The sequence below is a fragment of the Paenibacillus apis genome (assembly GCF_018333295.1).
In the GTDB taxonomy this organism is placed as follows: Bacteria; Bacillota; Bacilli; order Paenibacillales; family Paenibacillaceae; genus Fontibacillus; species Fontibacillus antibioticophila.
Genome location: NZ_BORS01000008.1, coordinates 89,039 through 108,025, shown reverse-complemented (window position 1 = coordinate 108,025; position 18,987 = coordinate 89,039). Strand labels below are relative to the sequence as shown.

Genomic DNA, 18,987 nt, shown 5'->3' with positions numbered 1-18,987 from the left:
AGATGTAATACTGATAATGAAACCCAACAGGAAGACGGCATCCATTCTCTCCGTCGTTGCAATGGGACTGGGACAAATCTATAATCGCCAATACATAAAGGGTATTCTAATGCTCTTATTACACGGCTTGGGATTATATTACATTGTCTTTAATTTAAAAGAAGCATTATGGGGCATCATTACTTTGGGCGAAAAGGCTCAGCAATTGGAACTGGTTGGAAAAGTATATAAGATGATTCCTGGCGATCATTCCATTTTCTTGATTGTTCAAGGATTGATTGTGTTGTTCGGGCTTATTGTGTTTGGCTATGTATACATTGCTAACATTAAAGATGCATATAAAGTCGGGAAGTCCCTTGAACAAGGAATTCGACCTCATAAATTTATAGAATCATTGAAATATGTTAGTCAGCATAGGTTTCCGCAGCTGATTATTTCTGTACCGCTTCTTTTTGTGTTCTTCTTTACCGTTCTACCGCTTGTATTTTCGGTCATGATTGCTTTTACTAACTATTCGTCGCCTAAGTATTTACCCCCCGCTAATTTGATAGATTGGATTGGCTTTGATGCCTTTAAACAATTGTTTACATTGAACAAATGGGCAAATACATTCTACGGGGTGCTAAAATGGAATGTTATTTGGGCGGTTCTTGCTACGGTATCGACATTCTTCGGTGGATTTGGCGTGGCGCTTCTGGTGCAGAGCACCAGAACACGACTCAAATCCGTATGGAGGACGATATATATTTTGCCCTTTGCGATTCCGAGTTTTGTCTCATATTTAATTATGCGCAACATGTTTAATTCTCAGTTTGGACCGATTAATCAGTATTTGAAATGGATCGGTATTCAGGGACCATCCTGGCTCTCTGACCCTACCTGGGCAAAGGTAACCGTGTTATTAGTTAACCTCTGGCATGGTTATCCAATATCGATGCTGTTGATCATCGGAATACTAACTACAATTTCCAAAGAATTGTATCAAGCCGCAGAAGTTGATGGAGCCTCTGCCTTCCAAAAATTTAGAATGATCACATTCCCAAGCGTTATGTATTCTTTATCTCCGATCCTAATTGGTATGTTTGCCGGCAATGTGAATAGCTTCAGTGCTATTTTCCTATTAACCAACGGCAACCCGGCTAACAGCGAGTATCAATTCGCGGGAAATACAGACATTCTGATTACATGGCTATATAACCTTACGATGAACCAAGGTAATTATAATTTTGCATCTGTCATCGGTATCATAATCTTTATCATCTTGGCAACTCTGTCGATCTGGAATGTTCGGCGGACACGCTCATTTAAAGAGGAGGATCTTAACTGATGATAAGTGCAGCGAAGTTGAAAAAAATTGTGGGCGACTTTAGTCACCATTTACTCCTGATTGTCATTGCCATCGTTACGATCTATCCTGCCTTATGGGTTGTATTAGCCTCTTTCCGGCCAGGAACTGCGCTATACAGCGAGCATTTGCTGCCTGAACGTTTTACCATTGAGCATTATTTAGAGCTTTTTAGAGAGTTTCCTTTTGCACAATGGTATATGAATACGCTCAAAATTGCGATTGTATCCATGGTATGCAGTACATTCTTTGTACTGCTGACCGGTTACGCTGTTTCACGCTTCCGCTTCCGTGGACGGAAAAGCTTGATGTCGGGACTATTTGTTCTGAATATGTTTCCTTCTTTTATGAGTATGATTGCAGTTTACATTTTGTTGTTAAATATGAATTTACTGAATAAGCATTCTGCTTTGATGTTTGTCTATTCAGGCGGGGCAGCTATGGGGTATTTGCTGGTAAAAGGCTATTTCGACACCATACCACGGAGTCTGGAAGAGGCGGCCAGAATAGATGGGGCCAATCACTGGATTGTGTTCTTTAGAATTTTTGTCCCCCTATCGAGGCCATTAATTGTGTATTTGTCGGTAACCTCGTTTGCCGGGGCGTTTAATGATTTTATTTTCGCTCAAATGGTGCTTCGAACCAAGGAGCAGCAGACGCTGGCAGTCGGATTATACAACATGGTAAGCAGTCAATTTTCAACACAGTTTACTTTGTTTGCTGCTGGATGTGTATTAGTTGCACTGCCTATTACACTAGTGTTCATGTTCTTCCAACGCTTCTTAGTGGAAGGGTTGACCGCTGGTGCTGATAAAGGATAGTCCGTAAGAGAGCTCGCGAGGTTATTGTGCTCGCGAGAAATCTCTGAATTGTATCTTGTCGTAGAAGGAGATTGGAGGAGAAGCTGTGTTTGATTTACATACACACCACGAAAGATGCGGACATGCAAGCGGCGCATTGGAGGACTATATAGAAATCGCAATTTCAAGAGGTATGAAAGTTCTTGGAATAACCGATCATTCTCCGTACTTTTTTTCAGATGAGGACAAGCCTTTTCCGAAACTAGCGATGGGAAAAAGTGAATTCTTTAAATATGTAGAAGAAGCTTACTATTTAAAAAAGAAATACAAGGATCAAATAGAACTGTTAATTGGTGTTGAATCGGATATCTTTAAGGAACACATTGACTTATATGATCACTCTTATAGCAGCTTTCCGCTTGATTATGTCATTGGGTCGATCCATTTTACTTCTCCCTCGCTTGTGAGTAAGGGCGTGGATTGGAGCACCGCCTCTGAAGAAGAGCGGGACGAGGAATTCAAAAGGTTTATTGAGTTAATGCAACTGTCTGTTCAGAGTAGATGGGTTAATATCATTGGACATATGGACAGGTTTAATCGGGGGTATGAGTCGTTCCAAAATTTATATGCGCCTTATATAGGGCCGCTGCTCAAGACTATGGCCCAAAGAGGAGTTGCCCTAGAAGTAAATACTGGAGGATTCCGAAAATCCCCAGAGGACTGGTATCCATCTATCAATGTGATTGAGCAGGCCTATTATTATGGAGTGGAGATTACATTTGGCTCAGATGCTCATGATCCTTTGCGGGTCGGAAACGAGTGGGAGAAGGTACGTAACACATTAGCGCAAATTGGATTTAGAAGATGGGTTATTTTCAGACAACGCAATCCTTATTACTTGGATCTCAAATCTTAATAAATCTGGAGGGTATTTATGAAGAAGAGGTTATCAGGAGTACGGCCCTTCAGCGTCATCAATCAATCAGTGGGACTAAAGCTTTTTTTGATAATTATTTGCAGTATTGTTGTGCTCGTATCGACTCTTGGAGTGGCCTCTTATTCAATATCGAAGAGTATTATTAAAAAGAAGGTTGCTTCTGCGTCTCTGCAAACGATTGAACAAGCTTCAGATAAATTAAATTTTCTATTTGGGGTATACGAGAGTCAATCTAGACAGCTAATGGTAGATCAAGAACTCATTGGACAATTGCTTGCCTATAATGAGCCTGGATTATCCACTGCCGGGAAGAACCAGTTAACGAATAATATTGTTGAGAGATTAAACAGTATAGTTGCGGCAGATAAAAGGCTGTTCTCGGTGAGACTTGTCCCGAAAAATTTGGATAAAACAAAGCTATTGAGTTCAAAGGGTGCAAGCTCACTGAATTTGACTGATGATAACCATTCGTGGCTCAGCCAAGTGATTGAAGCGAATGGTGAAGTCGTATATATGCCTGCTCAGAAGAAGGGGCTATTTGATCTGAATTCCGAGCCTACGATGATGATTGGACGACTACAAAAGAATCTAAATAATCCAGAGAAAGAATATATTATCTTGTTTGAAGTCAGGGATCAGGCATTAACAGATGTTCTGGCGAACATCTCTCTGGCTGAATCGAGCCGGATTATGTTAATCGGCAATGACAACAATATTGCTCACATTGAGGATATAAGTTTACTGGAAAGTAAATCATCACTCCGTATATTTGATACCGGTCATGGAGAAGAAGACAGGGGATCCATCTTTATTAAAGATGAGCAGAGCAAGACTCAGCTTGTAGTGTACAAGCGCAATGAACTATCCAATTGGATGGTGGTGGGTGTAGCACCGGTTAGTGAGCTGGTTCAAGAGACGAGTAGTATTATTACAGTTACTATTGGTATCATAATCATTTCTGCGTTATTAAGTATCGCTATCGGTTTTTTTGTACTTCGAATGGTAGGGAAACCCTTGCAGCAGCTTTCTTCCTTAATGGAGGAGGGAGAGGGAGGGAACTTATCGGTACGTACAAAATTTAAAGGACAAGATGAAATAGGCAAGCTGGGAAAGAGTTTTAACCGGATGATGGAGAAAATCTCCCTATTAGTCACCAAAACCGATGGTTCCGCACAGCATGTATTCCATACTGCTTTTGAATTGTCTGAGGTTTCTGAGAAGACTTCTGAGATGGCGAGAGAAGTGGCTTCAGCAATTGAACAAATCGCAAAAGGGGCTATGGAGCTTTCGATCGAGGCGGAAAGAGAGATGACTTATGCCGAGAACATTGGCCTGAGTATGAATAAAGTAATTGATTTTAATTCAAAAATGGAAGAGTCGGCTGACCAAGTGTATTTAATTAGCAGTCAGGGAACAGAGTATATGAACGACCTCATCTCAAAGACCAATACAACGGAAGAACTGACAAGCTCTATGGTCGGTAAAGTAGATCGGTTGAAGGAAAGTACCATTTCAATTCATAAAATATTGGAAGTATTAAAGACGATGACGCAGCAGACGAACATATTATCTTTGAATGCGTCGATTGAGGCAGTCAGGGCAGGTGCAGCAGGAAAAGGATTTATGGTCATCGCCAATGAAATACGCAATCTGTCAGATCAATCGAAGGAGTCTATTGGTATTGTACAGGCAATTACCAGCGATATTCGAAATGAAGTTGAGGCGACAGTTGAATTGCTCCTTACAGCATCTCCGTTGTTAAACGAACAGATTCGTTCAATTAAGGAAGCTGCAACTATATTTGATCATGTACGGGAGAAAATGGACTTGTTTATTGAGCATAATAAGTCATCTATTTCGTCAATTAAGGAATTGAATCAATCACAGTTAATTTTGTCGGAGTCAATAAGTAATGTGAGCGCGGTAGCGGAGCAGTCATCAGCAGCTTCTGAGGAGGTGGCTTCGATCACATCCGAGCAATTAAGCAGCAGCGAGAAGCTAGTCGGTCTCTCCCGCAAACTTGAGGATTTGTCACAAAAACTGAAAGAATCATTAAAACTATTCCAAACAAGAAATAAGGAGAGTGAATAGGGAAAGGCAGGGGAGACATGTGTTTGATATAGGCTCAGGTGTATGGCATATCACTTACTTGGATATGACGATCAGGATATTAATAGCCTTATTGCTGGGCGGGATCATTGGTTTTGAACGGGAAGTTAATAATCATGCAGCTGGATTTCGAACCCATATACTTGTCTGTGTTGGTTCTGCGACAATTATGTTGTTATCTATTTATGGATTTGGAGAATTTGCCGGTGAATCCAATGTTAGAATGGACCCGGCCCGGCTAGCTGCTCAGGTTATCACTGGTATTGGCTTTTTAGGGGCAGGTGCTATTATTCGAACAGGATCGTTTGTTTCCGGTTTAACGACAGCAGCCTCAATCTGGGTCGTGGCGGGGATTGGTCTTTGTGTTGGGGCTGGATTCTATTATGTGGCAGTTCTTGTCACTTTGCTCGTACTAGTCAGCTTGTTCGTATTCCAGAAGTGGGAGAAGTATATACTCCGCAAATACAGAAGACATGAAATGAATATAAAAATGTATGATCATCAAGGAACTTTAGGGCAAATTGTAGAAGAACTAGATGAACAGGGAATACAGATACACGAATTGCTGGTTCAGTCAAACAACAAGACGGAAGAAAAATCGAAAACCATAATTGTTCGCTTAAGCGTTAAATTGCCCCGGGAGAACAAAATTGTAAGTGCAATAAACAGGATTTACAATTTTGAAGACGTATTGTCAATAGAAATATCCAATTTATTCAATCTCTCTAAGAAACTCAACTAGATTCAACGGGATATTCATTATAAAATAAAGAGTAATATCTTTAATGTACTCATTTTTTGGAGAGGTGATTGAAATCTCTACTATAAAAGATGTAGCTCTTCTGGCAGGAGTTTCGCCAGCAACTGTCTCGAGAGTTATTACGCAAAAAGGTAATATTGCAAGTGAAACAAAAGCAAGGGTTTTATCCGCCATGGAGCAAATTCAGTATGTGCCGGTGCATTCTCAAGCAAATGATAAATCTGGAACAATAGGCTTTTCAATCGCTAGGGATCCAAAGGATATGCTTGACAATGTGTTCTTCAGCAACGTACTTTGCGGAATTTCTGATGCAGTGAAGAAGTTTGACTACAATGTTCAATTCTCCCTGTACTATAACATTGAAGAGTTGATTGAGAAGTCTATAGACTTGTTTAAGAAGAAGCAAGTTAATGGATTTGTTTTTACCAGCATATTCTCCTCGGACAAGGATTTATTGCTAAAGAGTATGCAGGAGAGTCATGTTCCGTTTGTGATGATAGGAAGCAGCTTGAACCAGAATGTTTTTTCTGTTCACAACGATAATATACGAGATAGCTATATGGCGACTAAGTACTTACTGGATAAGGGCTACCGTAAAATATTGTTTCTGACCCCCGATTTAAAACAAGATTTTACTTATGACCGTATTCATGGCTATCAGAGAGCTATTGAGGAAAGCGAAGAGACCGACTTTACCAATATCATCTATTGTGACAATGAAGAATTGGATATAACAAAAGCCCTGGACAAGGCTATTGAGGAAGAAGTGAGCTTCGATGCAATAATAACAATGGAGCCCATTGCATCTTTAATTACATTGAAGTATTGTCAAAACAAAAAAATGAGAGTGCCGGAGGATGTGGGTATTTTGACTTTCAATAACGTTACATATTTAGACAAAGTCGCACCATCCATCACTGGCTTAAACCTGAATCCATCAGCACTTGGAACCGAAGCTGTTCAATTGCTAAGCGAATTAATGGATTCGAAACCACCGGCTTGGGTACACAAAAGTGTGACATTACCTTCAGAAATTATTGAACGGCAATCTACAAATCGTTCTACAGTTAGTTTTATCTGACAAAAGAAGGTCTCTATAAGTCTCGGCAGTGGCGGTCGCGTAGACAACCAAAAGCCTCTAAGAGGAGTTAATGATGTAGATTAGTGCAAATAAAGAAGATCGTCAGCAGTTCACCCATACCGGGTAGGGTTGTGGCGATCTTCTTTTTCACTACCCTATATTCCAGCGTGCTAAAATTATAGCTTTCTTGTTTTTTACGGAAACATGCGTGACAAGACATTGCAACTAATATTATAATGATCAGAAGAATTATCGGATTTTAGCTCTTTACAGTTTAACAGTTTAAAGGGGGAACGCATCCATGACACTACGTTACTTAACGGCCGGGGAGACGCACGGACCCCAGCTGACCGCGATTATTGAAGGATTGCCCAGCAATTTGAAGCTGGATTTCGAGGCTTTGAACTTTGAGCTTGCCCGTCGTCAGAAAGGCTATGGCAGAGGCCGGCGCATGCAAATCGAGAAGGATACGGCTGAGATTGTCGGCGGAGTCCGCCACGGCTTGACGACCGGTGCGCCTGTCGCATTGGTGGTTGCCAATAATGATTGGACTCACTGGCGCAATATCATGAATATCGAACCGATCTCCGGCACAGATGAAGAGAAGCGGCGGGTTCATCGTCCGCGTCCAGGTCATGCGGATTTGAACGGAGGACTTAAATATAATCTGAAGGATCTGCGGAATGTACTTGAACGCTCCAGTGCTCGCGAGACAGCGATACGGGTAGCCGTTGGCGCGATTGCCAAGCAGCTGTTGGGCCATTTCGGCATCAAGATTGCCGGTCAGGTTATCCGGATCGGCGAGATCGAAGCCCCTCCGCACCAGCTTCCGATTGATGAACTGATCTCGAAGACCGAGAATTCCTCGGTACGGGTTGTTGACCCGGAGACAGAGAAGCTGATGGAGGCTTATATCGACAAGATTAAGGAAGAAGGAGACTCCATCGGCGGGATCGTCGAATGTATTGTCGAAGGCGTGCCGGTTGGCCTGGGAAGCCATGTACAATATGACCGCAAGCTTGACGGACGTATTGCCCAAGCCGTGATGTCGATTAATGCCTTTAAGGGCGTGGAGATCGGGATTGGCTTTGAGGCGGGCAGATTGCCTGGCTCCAAGGTGCATGATGAAATTCTGTACAGTGAAGAACGCGGATATCATCGGGCCAGCAACCGGCTTGGCGGCTTTGAAGGCGGTATGACGAATGGAATGCCGATCGTCGTCCGCGGTGTGATGAAGCCGATCCCGACGTTGTATAAGCCGCTGCAAAGCGTAGATATCGATACGAAGGAGCCGTTCGCGGCCCAGGTGGAGCGTTCGGATGCATGTGCAGTGCCAGCGGCCAGCGTCGTGCTTGAGCATGTAGTAGCCTGGGAGGTTGCGAAGGCATTTCTGGAGAAATTCGGCGGTGACTCGCTGGAGGAAATCGAACGGAATGTGAAAAGCTACCTGGCTCAGCTGGAGAGTTACTAATGCGTACGTTAACGGTTGAGCTGGGCGAACGCTCGTATCCGATTCATATTGGCTCCGGCCTGCTTGAATCAGCCGGCGAATATCTGGAGCAGCTTGGGATTAGCAAGAAGAGTCCGCATTTGATCGTAACCGACGATCAAGTGGGGCCGTTGTATCTGGAGCGTCTGACCACTTCGCTGGCTTCAAGCGGATACCGTACTGTTCATGCGGTGGTTGCAGCCGGCGAAAAGTCGAAGTCGTTGACGGTATTCGAGGAGGTTATGACCTCTGCGATTGAAGGCGGACTGGACCGCGGCTCGTCTGTTCTGGCGCTTGGCGGCGGAGTCGTAGGGGATTTGGCCGGGTTTGTCGCCGCTGCCTATATGCGGGGAGTACCTTTTATTCAGGTGCCGACAACCATCCTGGCGCATGATAGCAGTGTGGGCGGCAAGGTTGCAGTCAACCACAGACTCGCGAAAAATATGATTGGCGCTTTCTACCAGCCTGAAATGGTATTATACGATCTGGGTACTTTGCAAACCTTGCCGATTCGTGAAATTCGCGCCGGGCTTGCTGAAATGGTGAAGCATGGCCTGATCTGGGACGCGGCATTTACGTCTTGGTGCAGGGAGCATGCTGAGGAGCTGCTGAATCTCAAGCCCGAATCGCTTGGTTACGGTCTGGAGATGGGCTGTGCAATCAAAGCTCAGGTTGTATCCAAAGACGAGCGGGAGCTTGGTCTGCGGGCCATCCTCAACCTGGGGCATACGCTGGGCCATGCGATTGAAGCGGTTGGCGGCTATGGAGAGCTGTTGCATGGTGAGGCGATATCCATCGGCATGGCAGCTTCCGCAAAAATCGCTGTCAATCGGGGATTCGCGCCTACTGAGCTTTATGAGGAGACAAAGAATTTGCTGCAGCGGTTCGGACTTCCTGTAGCCCTTCCCGAGCACATGGATGAGGAGCGGCTGATTGCTGCTATGATGCATGATAAAAAGTTTGTGTCCCAGCAGCTTGTCTTTGTACTGCCTAGGGAGATTGGAACTGTAGAGATTGTTCCGGATGTGACCTTGGATGAAGTCCGTCAGGTCATCCGTGAATTGAAGGAGGTCGACCGCCGTGTATAACCGGGGGATTCGCGGGGCGACGACGATTGCCCGTAATGAAGAAGAGGAAATGTTATCAGCTACCTTGGAATTATTGAAAGAAATCGTAAAGCGGAATGAAATTGTTCCCGAAGATATCAGCAATGTCTGGATCACGGTCACACCGGATTTGGACGCGACCTTCCCGGCTCGCGCCATCCGCGGCTTAAGCGGCTGGGATATGGTTCCGTTGATGTGCTCCACCGAAATTCCGGTGAAGGGAAGTCTGCCGAAATGTATACGGCTGCTGGTGCAGGTTAACACGAACAAAGGCCAGAGGGAAATGCATCATGTGTACCTGAACGAGGCGCAGAGCCTCCGTCCAGATCTGAGCGTCAAGTAATTCCCTGTTGCCAAAAGCAGCTGGCATAAGGTATATTAGTTTTAAGATTTTTGAGGCCATAGGGCATGCTAGTCTGTGATGAGTGAGTATTAGAGCCGAGTAGAGTTGAGTTTAGCTGAGTTGAGCAGAGTTGAGATCATGATGAGCAGCGGCTATAGGGCCGGGTTAACAGAGGATGAATCCAGGGGACAGGTGTATTTTGCCTATCTGTTCTGGAGAAATTGTCCATGGTTCTGTTTCCTTATATGTTCATCATACGTGAATAATCTGCGATAAAAGCAAACCTCTACTTCGGTAGAGGTTTTTTTGTTATATACCGAAGATTTTCAATATCCGCGAAGGAAGTGAGCGAAATGACAACGCCGCAAGTGGAGCAAGTGATCGGGATGGCCAAAGAATATAATTTGATTCCAGTCGTCCGCACCTTGCTTGCTGACATGGAAACCCCTATCCGCATTTTTCGGCGGATTGCCGAACGGAATTATGCTTTTATGCTTGAAAGTGTAGAGGGCGGGGTGAAATGGGCTCGCTACTCCTTCATCGGTACCGATCCTTTCCTGCTTATGAAGGTGAAGAAGGGGGAGGTGATTCTGGAGAAGAAGGGCGTCCAGTCGACGCTCCAATCCGAGAAGCCCGTGGATGAGCTTAAGGCAATCTTACGGGGCTACCGCAGTCCCGAGCTTCCTGATCTTCCTCCTTTCACAGGCGGAGCCATCGGATTTTTCGGATATGATCTGCTCCAGTATTATGAGAAGCTCCCGGCACATCGCCGTGACGATCTGAATATGCAAGATATGCAATTTATGTTCTGCGATCAAGTGATTGTATTCGACCATGTGAGACAGCATATTTTGCTGGTGGCGAATGTGCATATTCAGGAGGGCGACAGGGATGAGGATATCCGCCGGGCTTATGCGAAGACCGAACGTAAGCTCGACGATATGGCTGCCCTGCTGCAGGAAGAAGGACCTGGAGAAAGCTTTAACCGCAGACCGGTGCCGCGGCAGGTGGATCTGGGGAATATTCAATCGAATCTGACCAAGGAGCAGTTCATTGCCAATGTGGAAAAAGGCAAAGAGTACATCCGGGCAGGGGATATTTTCCAGGTGGTATTGTCCCAGAGATTTCACATCGAGACCGAGGTTGATCCGCTTCATGTCTATCGGGTGCTGCGCACGATGAATCCTTCGCCGTATATGTATTACCTGAAGCTCGGGGAAGAGATCATTGTAGGCACTTCCCCTGAGGTGCTTGTCAAGGTGGAGGGCGAGCGCGTTGAGACGAGGCCGATAGCCGGCACAAGACCGCGGGGAGCGACAGATGCCGAGGATCAACGCTTGGAGCAAGAACTGCTGCAGGACGAGAAGGAACGCGCCGAGCACTTGATGCTGGTTGATCTGGGCCGTAATGACCTGGGGCGGGTAGCCGAATTCGGAACGGTCAGATGTGATTCCTACATGGAGATCGAACGATATTCTCATGTGATGCACATGGTGTCCAAGGTATCAGGCAAGATTCGTGAGGATAAAGACTTCTTCGACGCCTTTCTCTCCTGTATGCCAGCCGGTACGGTATCCGGCGCACCCAAGCTGAGAGCGATGGAGATTATCGCGGAACTGGAAAATGAATCGCGCGGCACATATGCCGGGGCCATTGGCTATCTTGGATTTTCCGGCAATATGGACTCCTGTATTACGATTCGAACTATTGTGTTCAAGCAAGGCAGGGCCTATGTCCAGGCTGGCGGAGGTATTGTCTGGGATTCGATTCCCGAGAACGAATATCAGGAGTCCGTGAACAAAGCCAAGGCGCTGCTGACTGCGATACGAACCGCAGAAGAGATGTTTCCGCCGCAACAGAAGAATGACTCGACAGTGAATCAGGACTATCTGTATGAATACCAGCCGCGGAGCTGACCGATATCCAATTACGACTAGGAACAGGAGGAAGGAAGATGAATGCACAAGAAGCGATTCAAAGCGGAATCTCAAAACTGATTGACGGTCAAAATCTGAGCCGGGAAGAGGCAAGGGGAGTCATGGAATCCATTATGGACGGACAATCGACACCTGCTCAGATCGGCTCGCTGCTGACAGCGCTGCGAATCAAGGGGGAGACGGTAGAGGAGATCACCGGATTTGCCGAGGTGATGCGGCAGTATGCAAGCCGGGTAGACGCGCCAATCGGCCCGTTGCTCGATACCTGCGGCACAGGGGGCTCAGGCATCCACAAGTTTAATATCTCGACCGTGTCAGCGATCGTGGCTTCAGCGGCTTCGGTACGTGTCGCGAAGCACGGCAATCGCTCGGCGTCAGGACGTTCGGGCAGTGCCGATGTGCTGGAGGCGCTCGGCGTCAACATTCAATTGAGTCCGGAGCAGGCGAGACGCTGCCTGGATCAGATCGGCATCTGCTTCTTGTTCGCACAGGTCTATCATCCATCCATGCGTCATGCCGCAGCCCCCCGCCGGGAGCTCGGGGTGCGGACCGTATTCAATATGCTGGGCCCATTGACGAATCCGGCCGGTGCGGACCGCCAACTGCTCGGGATCTATGATGGCTCGCGCACGGAGACGATCGCCTGCGTATTGCGGGAACTTGGCTCACGGAGAGCGCTTGTTGTCAACAGTGCGGAAGGATTGGATGAGATCAGCATCTCCTCGGCAACGAAGGTTTCCGAGCTTAAAGACGGTGTGGTTAAGACTTACGAATTGACGCCGGAGGCGCTCGGACTTCGCAGATACGGATTGTCTGACATGCTGGGCGGCAGCCCACAGGAGAATGCGGCCATCATTCGCAGAGTGCTGGAGGGAGAACGGGGGGCATACCGGGATGTCGTGCTTGCGAACAGCGGGGCCTGCATCTATGTGTCAGGCCAGGCCGAGAGCATCAAGGAGGGCATTCTCTTTGCTGCAGAAGCGATCGACAACGGGAGCGCGCTCGGCAAATTGGAACAACTGATTCAGACAACGGAGGAATTCAGCTATGTATCTTGATCAAATTGTTGCAACCAAACGGGTTGAGGTGGAACGGCTGGCGGAATCCTTTTCGCTTCGGGAAGCGGAGCAAGCCATTTCTGCCCTTCCGCCGACAAAGGGATTTCATAAGGCATTGACGACAGGGCGCCGCCGGGAGCTGGGGCTGATTGCCGAGGTAAAGAAGGCTTCGCCCTCCAAAGGGTTGATTCGACCGGACTTTCAGCCGGTAGAGCTAGCGCTGAGCTATGAAGAAGCCGGGACTGACTGCATATCGGTGCTGACGGATGAAGCGTATTTTCAGGGCAGCAATGCTTACCTGACAGCGATCCGCAATGCAGTCAGCGTGCCGCTGCTCCGCAAGGATTTTATAATTGATGAACGGCAAATTTATGAAGCAAGACTCATCGGAGCTGACGCTGTCCTGCTGATAGCGGCAATTTTGGAGGACTCGCAGCTTCGCGCCTATATGGATATTGCTGCAGGACTTGGACTGGATGTGCTGTTGGAGGTTCACGATGCAGGAGAACTGGAACGGGCGCTCGCGTTGGGTGATGCGAAGCTGATCGGCATTAACAACCGGAACCTGAAGACCTTTGAGACCCGGCTTGAAACAACCGCCGCGTTGGCTGCACTGGTTCCACCAGATGTTACGCTGATTAGCGAGAGCGGGATTTCCAGCAAGGAAGACATAGCTTATTTGACACAAGCCGGAGCAAAGGGCGTGCTGATCGGGGAAACCTTTATGCGAAGAGAAGAGGTTGGAGAAGCGATTCATGATTTATTGGGACCGGTTAAAGGTAATCGAGCGGAATGAATGGAGTTTGTGATAAGGAAAGCGAGAGCAGGGACGGCGTTGCACGGAAGTGAACCTGGGTGCAGTATGGGGGGCATGGCAAGTGAGTAAGGAGACAAAGGTAAAAATCTGTGGACTTCAGGACGTTGAAGTGCTAAAATCTATGATAAACTTGCCGATTGATTATATCGGCTTCGTGTTTGCACGCAGCAAGCGGCAAGTCAGTCCTGTTCAAGCAGCAGGGCTGATGAAGGTGCTCGGAGAATGGACCGGTACATACAGACCGGAAAGTGTCGGTGTATTTGTAAATCCCGATATGAGGCACATGGCTGAAGTGATGGAGCAAGCCGGGTTGGATATTGTGCAGCTGCATGGACAGGAGTCCCCGGCATTGTGCAGAGAGCTGAAGGAACGGTTCGGAGTCAAGGTGATCAAAGCATTGTCCGTAAAGTCAGATGGCAGTCTGCACGGAGTGGGGGATGCGGATGATCTTGACCTTTACGGAGAGGTCATTGACGGGCTGCTGGTAGATGCCTATGATCCGATCTATGGCGGCGGCGCAGGAGTGACCTTTGCCTGGGAGGCGGCGAAGCCGTTGCAGGCTTGGGCGAAAAATTCGAACATCCCGTTTCTGGTTGCCGGAGGACTTCATCCGGACAACGTGCATCGGGTGCTGAACGAACTTGAGCCGGATGGCGTGGATGTATCGAGTGGCGTGGAAAGCAACGGGGTCAAGGACCCCGCTAAAATAACAGCTTTTGTGGAAAGGGTGAAGCGGCGGTGAGCGAAGTGAAGCAGGTACCTGATGAGCATGGACGATTCGGCCCGTTCGGCGGTCGTTATGTTCCTGAGACGTTGATGAATGCACTGATCGAGCTGGAGCAATCGTATCGAAAATACCAGGATGACCCCGAGTTCCTGGAGGAAATCGGCTATTTGCTGAAGCAGTACTCCGGTCGTGAAACCCCGTTATATTATGCAGAGCGCTTAACCAAGCATCTGGGCGGGGCGAAGATCTACTTGAAGCGCGAGGATTTGAACCATACCGGTGCTCATAAAATCAACAATGCAATTGGACAGGGCATTCTGGCCAAGCGGATGGGCAAGCAGAAGGTGATCGCCGAGACAGGCGCCGGACAGCACGGGGTAGCTACAGCTACAGTAGCCGCTCTTCTGGGCATGGAATGCAAGGTATTCATGGGCGAGGAGGATACCAAGCGACAGCAGCTGAATGTCTTCCGCATGAAGCTGTTGGGCGCGGAGGTTGTGCCGGTCATGTCAGGCACTAGGACGCTTAAGGATGCCTGTAATGAGGCGCTGCGTTATTGGGTCAGCCATGTTCAGGATACGTTCTATATTCTGGGCTCCGCAACAGGGCCGCATCCTTATCCGATGATGGTCCGCAATTTCCAACGGATCATCGGCGATGAGACGCGGAGACAGATTCTGGAGGCGGAAGGACGGCTTCCTGACATGCTGGTTGCTGCGGTAGGCGGCGGAAGCAATGCCATCGGGATGTTCTATCCGTTTGTGGAGGATAGCAACGTTCGGCTTGTCGGTGTTGAGGCTGCAGGGAGAGGCGTCGATACGGATTACCATGCGGCGACGATGACGAAGGGAACAAAGGGAGTGTTCCAAGGCTCCATGAGCTACCTGCTTCAGGATGCTTACGGGCAGGTCTTGCCGGCGCATTCGATCTCGGCCGGACTGGACTATCCGGGGATTGGCCCCGAGCACTCCTACCTGAAGGATATACAGCGGGCCGAATATTACCCGATCACCGACCAGGAGGCCCTTGAAGCGCTGCAATTGCTCAGCCGGCTGGAAGGCATCATTCCGGCATTAGAGTCGGCGCATGCGGTGGCACAGGTTGCCAAGCTGGCTCCGCAGATGAAGCAGGATGAGATCCTCGTCATCTGCTTGTCCGGACGCGGGGATAAGGATGTTGAATCCATTATGGCTTATACCGAAGGAGGTGCAGAGCTGTGAAGGAAGCCGTCAGCAACAATTTGATGGAGCAGACGTTCCGCCGTCTGCGTGAAGCCGGAGAGACAGCGCTGATGCCGTTTATTACGGTCGGTGATCCGGACCCCGATACTACAGTCGACATTCTGCTTCAGCTGGAGCAGGCCGGGGCAGATATCGTAGAGCTTGGCGTGCCTTATTCTGACCCGCTGGCTGACGGACCGGTTATTCAGCGGGCATCCGAGCGTGCGCTGGTGCATGGGATTACGATCGAGACATGTCTGGAGACGGCGAAAAAAGCGCGAAATCGTGGCGTAACCATGCCGTTTGTCCTGTTTACCTATTATAATCCCATGCTGCAGATGGGATTGGAGCAGTTCTTCACTTTACTTCGTCAAGCGGGTATCAGCGGGCTGATCGTTCCGGATTTGCCGTTCGAGGAATCGGAAGAGGTGCTGCGCCTTGGGGATGAGCATGGTATCCTGCTTGTTCCGCTCGTCGCTCCAACCTCAAGCGAAAGAATTTCGCTGATTTTGTCCCGGGCCAGAGGATTCGTGTATTGCGTATCTTCCTTAGGCGTAACGGGAGAACGGAGCGATTTTCACAAGGGTGTCGATGACTTCATTGCCTCGGTTAAAGCAGGAACGGATCTTCCGGTTGCCGTAGGCTTCGGTATTTCTAACGGAGAGCAGGTCCAGCGGTTTGCAAAGATTTGTGACGGCACCGTAGTAGGCAGCGCCATCGTCAGAAAGATCGAGGAAAGTCTGCCGCTCTTGAAAAGTAAGGAGCTGCGGGAGCAGGGGCTGTTGCAAATTCGAGACTTTGTGGCACAATTAAAGATACGATAAGTTGAAAGTTTAAAGAGATAGAGGAGGGACCCGTCTTGTTGCCAAAACCCCATATTGTTAATCTGCCCGTCTATCAGCCGGGCAAGCCCATTGAAGATGTCAAGCGTGAGCTGGGATTGACCGAGGTGATCAAGCTGGCCTCAAATGAGAATCCTTTTGGTTGTTCTCCGCGAGTTCAAGCCGTATTGGAAGAGGAAATTGCGAACATCAGCCTTTATCCTGACGGCAGTGCGGTTGAATTGGCAGGTGCGCTGGCGGAGTATCATCATGTGAATTCCGACCAGATTATTTTCGGCTGCGGTTCGGATGAGATTATCGCATTGATTGCCCGTGCATTCTTCCTTCCAGGGGATGAGAGTGTCATGGCGGATCAAACCTTCTCGGTGTATAAGAGCAACGCGGACATCGAAGGGGCCAAGAGTATTGAAGTTCCGTTGAAGGACGGAGTTCATGATCTGGAGGGGATGCTTCAGGCGATTGGACCGAAGACTAAAATCGTCTGGATATGTAATCCCAACAATCCGACGGGAACCATTGTACCGGACAGCGAGCTCACCTCGTTCCTTGACCGGGTTCCGGAGCAGGTGCTGGTCGTGCTTGATGAGGCTTATGCCGAATATGTGGCTGATCCTACATACTCTGACGGTATATCCTTGCTGGAAAAATATCCGAACCTGATTGTTCTGCGCACCTTCTCGAAGATTTACGGGCTGGCATCGCTGCGGATTGGGTATGGCGTAGGACAACCGGGTGTGATCAAGCTGATCAATCAGGTTCGTGAACCGTTCAACACGTCCCGCTTTGCCCAGGCAGCAGCCAAGGCATCCCTTGCTGACCTTGAATTCGTTGCAACCTGCAAGGCCAGAAATCGGGAAGGAATCCGGTATCTGAATGAGCAGTTTGACCGTCTGGGTCTGGAGTATTTCCAGGCGCACGGCAACTTTATAATGGTTAACGTAAAGACGAAAGCCACCGAAATGTTCCAGTCCTTGCTTCGCCTTGGCATCATCGTACGTGCCGGGTTCCCGGTGTATCCGAACCATATCCGTGTGACTGTGGGATCGGCGGAACAGAATGCCAAGTTCATCTCAGCCCTGGAGCAGGTGCTCTTGAAATAAAAGCTCTAAATATGATCTTCTAGTAGATTCAATAACCTATTGTAGAAAACGAGTGAACAAGATGACGATAAAAGTTGCTATTTTTGGCGTAGGACTGATTGGAGGCTCACTTGGCCTGTGCCTGAAAGGGAAGCCTGGAATCACGGTTGTGGGACATAGCCATCGTCCCGGTTCCCTCAACCGGATGATTGAGCGGGGCGTTGTGGACGCTGCGACAGCTTCGATGGAGGAAGCGGCTGCAGATGCGGATTTTATTTTCCTATGCGTTCCTGTAGGCAACCTGGAGGAGTACTTGCGCAAGCTGAATGAGCTGCCGTTAAAGCCGGGCTGCATCATTACGGATGTGGGAAGCACGAAAGCTTCCATTTCGGCATGTGCGGAAACCTGCTCCAGACCGGGGGTGCATTTTATCGGCGGACATCCTATGGCGGGCTCTGAGCGCTCCGGAGTGGAGGCAGCCTCGACCTTGCTGTTTGAAAATGCCTTTTATGTTCTAACGCCTTCTGCTGGCGTGCCGGAGGAAGCCTATCTGCGGCTGGAGCAGCTGCTGGGTTATACCCGGGCACAGATTGTGCGGGTAGACCCGGTGCTGCATGACGAGATTGTCGGAGCGATCAGTCATTTGCCGCATATTATCGCTGTCGCCCTTGTCAATCAGGTCTGTGATTACGATAAGGATAACGGACTGCACCGGATGCTGGCTGCCGGAGGCTTCCGCGATATTACGCGAATCGCGTCCAGCGATCCGATTATTTGGCGTGATATTCTGCTGAGCAACCGTGATGTGCTGCTCTCCCTCTTGCAGGATTGGAACCGGGAAATTGACGGTTTCATCCATATGCTGGAGGAACGCGACGGCGAGAGGATTGAACAAGCCTTCCAAAAGGCGAATCAGTTCCGGGGAGAGCTTCCTGAACGCCGGAAGGGTGCAATCACCTCGTTGTATGATATTTACATCGATGTGCCGGACCACCCGGGAATTATCGGTCAAATTGCTACAGAGCTCGGCGTCCAGCATATCAACCTCAGTAATATGCAGATTATTGAGAGCCGGGAAGATGTGCCTGGCGTGCTGCGCCTGTCCTTCCGTCAGGAGAACGAGATGGAGCGGGCCAAACAGCATCTTCATGCGCAAGGCTATGCCGTATATTTATAATGACTAAGCTGGAGGCAGCGTGTGAAGCCATGATGTAGTTTTAGTTCAGCTTATATAGTTGAAACTTGGGAGGAACAGCACATTTTGATGGGCGAGTTCCTTCTTTTCGATTTAAAAATGAAAACGCTTAAAAAAAAGTGGTTGACAGAATGAAAACGTA

General features: G+C 48.3%; 17 protein-coding genes. All 17 read left to right on the top strand.

What is annotated here, in order from left to right; genetic code table 11:
• Positions 1 to 16 precede the first annotated feature (16 nt).
• Positions 17 to 1,327, top strand: coding sequence for a carbohydrate ABC transporter permease (locus tag KI362_RS13015; protein ID WP_301627570.1), 1,311 nt, complete (start codon positions 17 to 19; stop codon positions 1,325 to 1,327).
• Positions 1,327 to 2,166 (top strand): sugar ABC transporter permease, encoded by an 840-nt coding sequence (locus KI362_RS13010; protein WP_044479019.1) that lies wholly within the window; start codon positions 1,327 to 1,329, stop codon positions 2,164 to 2,166. The genes KI362_RS13015 and KI362_RS13010 overlap by 1 nt, the downstream gene beginning before the upstream one ends.
• An 85-nt stretch (positions 2,167 to 2,251) precedes the next feature.
• Positions 2,252 to 3,061, top strand: a complete 810-nt coding sequence (locus KI362_RS13005) for a histidinol-phosphatase (RefSeq protein ID WP_301627568.1) — start codon at positions 2,252 to 2,254, stop codon at positions 3,059 to 3,061.
• 18 nt (positions 3,062 to 3,079) lie between these two features.
• The gene (locus KI362_RS13000) at positions 3,080 to 5,173 is read left to right on the top strand and encodes a methyl-accepting chemotaxis protein (protein WP_301627566.1); all 2,094 of its coding nucleotides are present in this window, start codon (positions 3,080 to 3,082) and stop codon (positions 5,171 to 5,173) included.
• Positions 5,174 to 5,237: 64 nt separating this feature from the next.
• Positions 5,238 to 5,933: an MgtC/SapB family protein gene (locus KI362_RS12995; protein WP_301627775.1), complete on the top strand. Its 696-nt coding sequence runs from the start codon at positions 5,238 to 5,240 to the stop codon at positions 5,931 to 5,933.
• A 43-nt stretch (positions 5,934 to 5,976) separates the two neighbouring features.
• Positions 5,977 to 7,032 (top strand): LacI family DNA-binding transcriptional regulator, encoded by a 1,056-nt coding sequence (locus KI362_RS12990; RefSeq protein ID WP_301627564.1) that lies wholly within the window; start codon positions 5,977 to 5,979, stop codon positions 7,030 to 7,032.
• A 301-nt stretch (positions 7,033 to 7,333) separates the two neighbouring features.
• Entirely contained in the window at positions 7,334 to 8,503 is a 1,170-nt protein-coding gene (aroC, locus tag KI362_RS12985; protein WP_212939239.1) for a chorismate synthase, read from the top strand.
• Positions 8,503 to 9,609, top strand: coding sequence for a 3-dehydroquinate synthase (gene aroB / locus KI362_RS12980; RefSeq protein WP_301627561.1), 1,107 nt, complete (start codon positions 8,503 to 8,505; stop codon positions 9,607 to 9,609). Before aroC ends, aroB begins: the two co-directional genes overlap by 1 nt.
• The gene (gene aroH / locus KI362_RS12975) at positions 9,602 to 9,970 is read left to right on the top strand and encodes a chorismate mutase (RefSeq protein ID WP_044479011.1); all 369 of its coding nucleotides are present in this window, start codon (positions 9,602 to 9,604) and stop codon (positions 9,968 to 9,970) included. Before aroB ends, aroH begins: the two co-directional genes overlap by 8 nt.
• 353 nt (positions 9,971 to 10,323) lie before the next feature.
• The gene (trpE, locus tag KI362_RS12970) at positions 10,324 to 11,886 is read left to right on the top strand and encodes an anthranilate synthase component I (protein ID WP_301627559.1); all 1,563 of its coding nucleotides are present in this window, start codon (positions 10,324 to 10,326) and stop codon (positions 11,884 to 11,886) included.
• A 38-nt stretch (positions 11,887 to 11,924) separates the two neighbouring features.
• Positions 11,925 to 12,965 (top strand): anthranilate phosphoribosyltransferase, encoded by a 1,041-nt coding sequence (trpD, locus tag KI362_RS12965; protein ID WP_301627558.1) that lies wholly within the window; start codon positions 11,925 to 11,927, stop codon positions 12,963 to 12,965.
• A complete protein-coding gene (gene trpC, locus KI362_RS12960) occupies positions 12,955 to 13,761 on the top strand; it encodes an indole-3-glycerol phosphate synthase TrpC (protein WP_301627556.1) in 807 nt (268 codons plus the stop codon). The genes trpD and trpC overlap by 11 nt, the downstream gene beginning before the upstream one ends.
• 82 nt (positions 13,762 to 13,843) lie before the next feature.
• Positions 13,844 to 14,524, top strand: coding sequence for a phosphoribosylanthranilate isomerase (locus KI362_RS12955; protein WP_301627554.1), 681 nt, complete (start codon positions 13,844 to 13,846; stop codon positions 14,522 to 14,524).
• Positions 14,525 to 14,529: 5 nt separating this feature from the next.
• A complete protein-coding gene (gene trpB / locus KI362_RS12950) occupies positions 14,530 to 15,729 on the top strand; it encodes a tryptophan synthase subunit beta (RefSeq protein WP_301627553.1) in 1,200 nt (399 codons plus the stop codon).
• A gap of 23 nt (positions 15,730 to 15,752) precedes the next feature.
• Entirely contained in the window at positions 15,753 to 16,553 is an 801-nt protein-coding gene (gene trpA / locus KI362_RS12945; protein WP_301627773.1) for a tryptophan synthase subunit alpha, read from the top strand.
• Between the two features lie 35 nt (positions 16,554 to 16,588).
• Positions 16,589 to 17,671 (top strand): histidinol-phosphate transaminase, encoded by a 1,083-nt coding sequence (gene hisC / locus KI362_RS12940; RefSeq protein WP_301627552.1) that lies wholly within the window; start codon positions 16,589 to 16,591, stop codon positions 17,669 to 17,671.
• Between the two features lie 61 nt (positions 17,672 to 17,732).
• Positions 17,733 to 18,827, top strand: a complete 1,095-nt coding sequence (locus KI362_RS12935) for a prephenate dehydrogenase (RefSeq protein ID WP_301627551.1) — start codon at positions 17,733 to 17,735, stop codon at positions 18,825 to 18,827.
• The last annotated feature ends 160 nt before the right edge of the window (positions 18,828 to 18,987 follow it).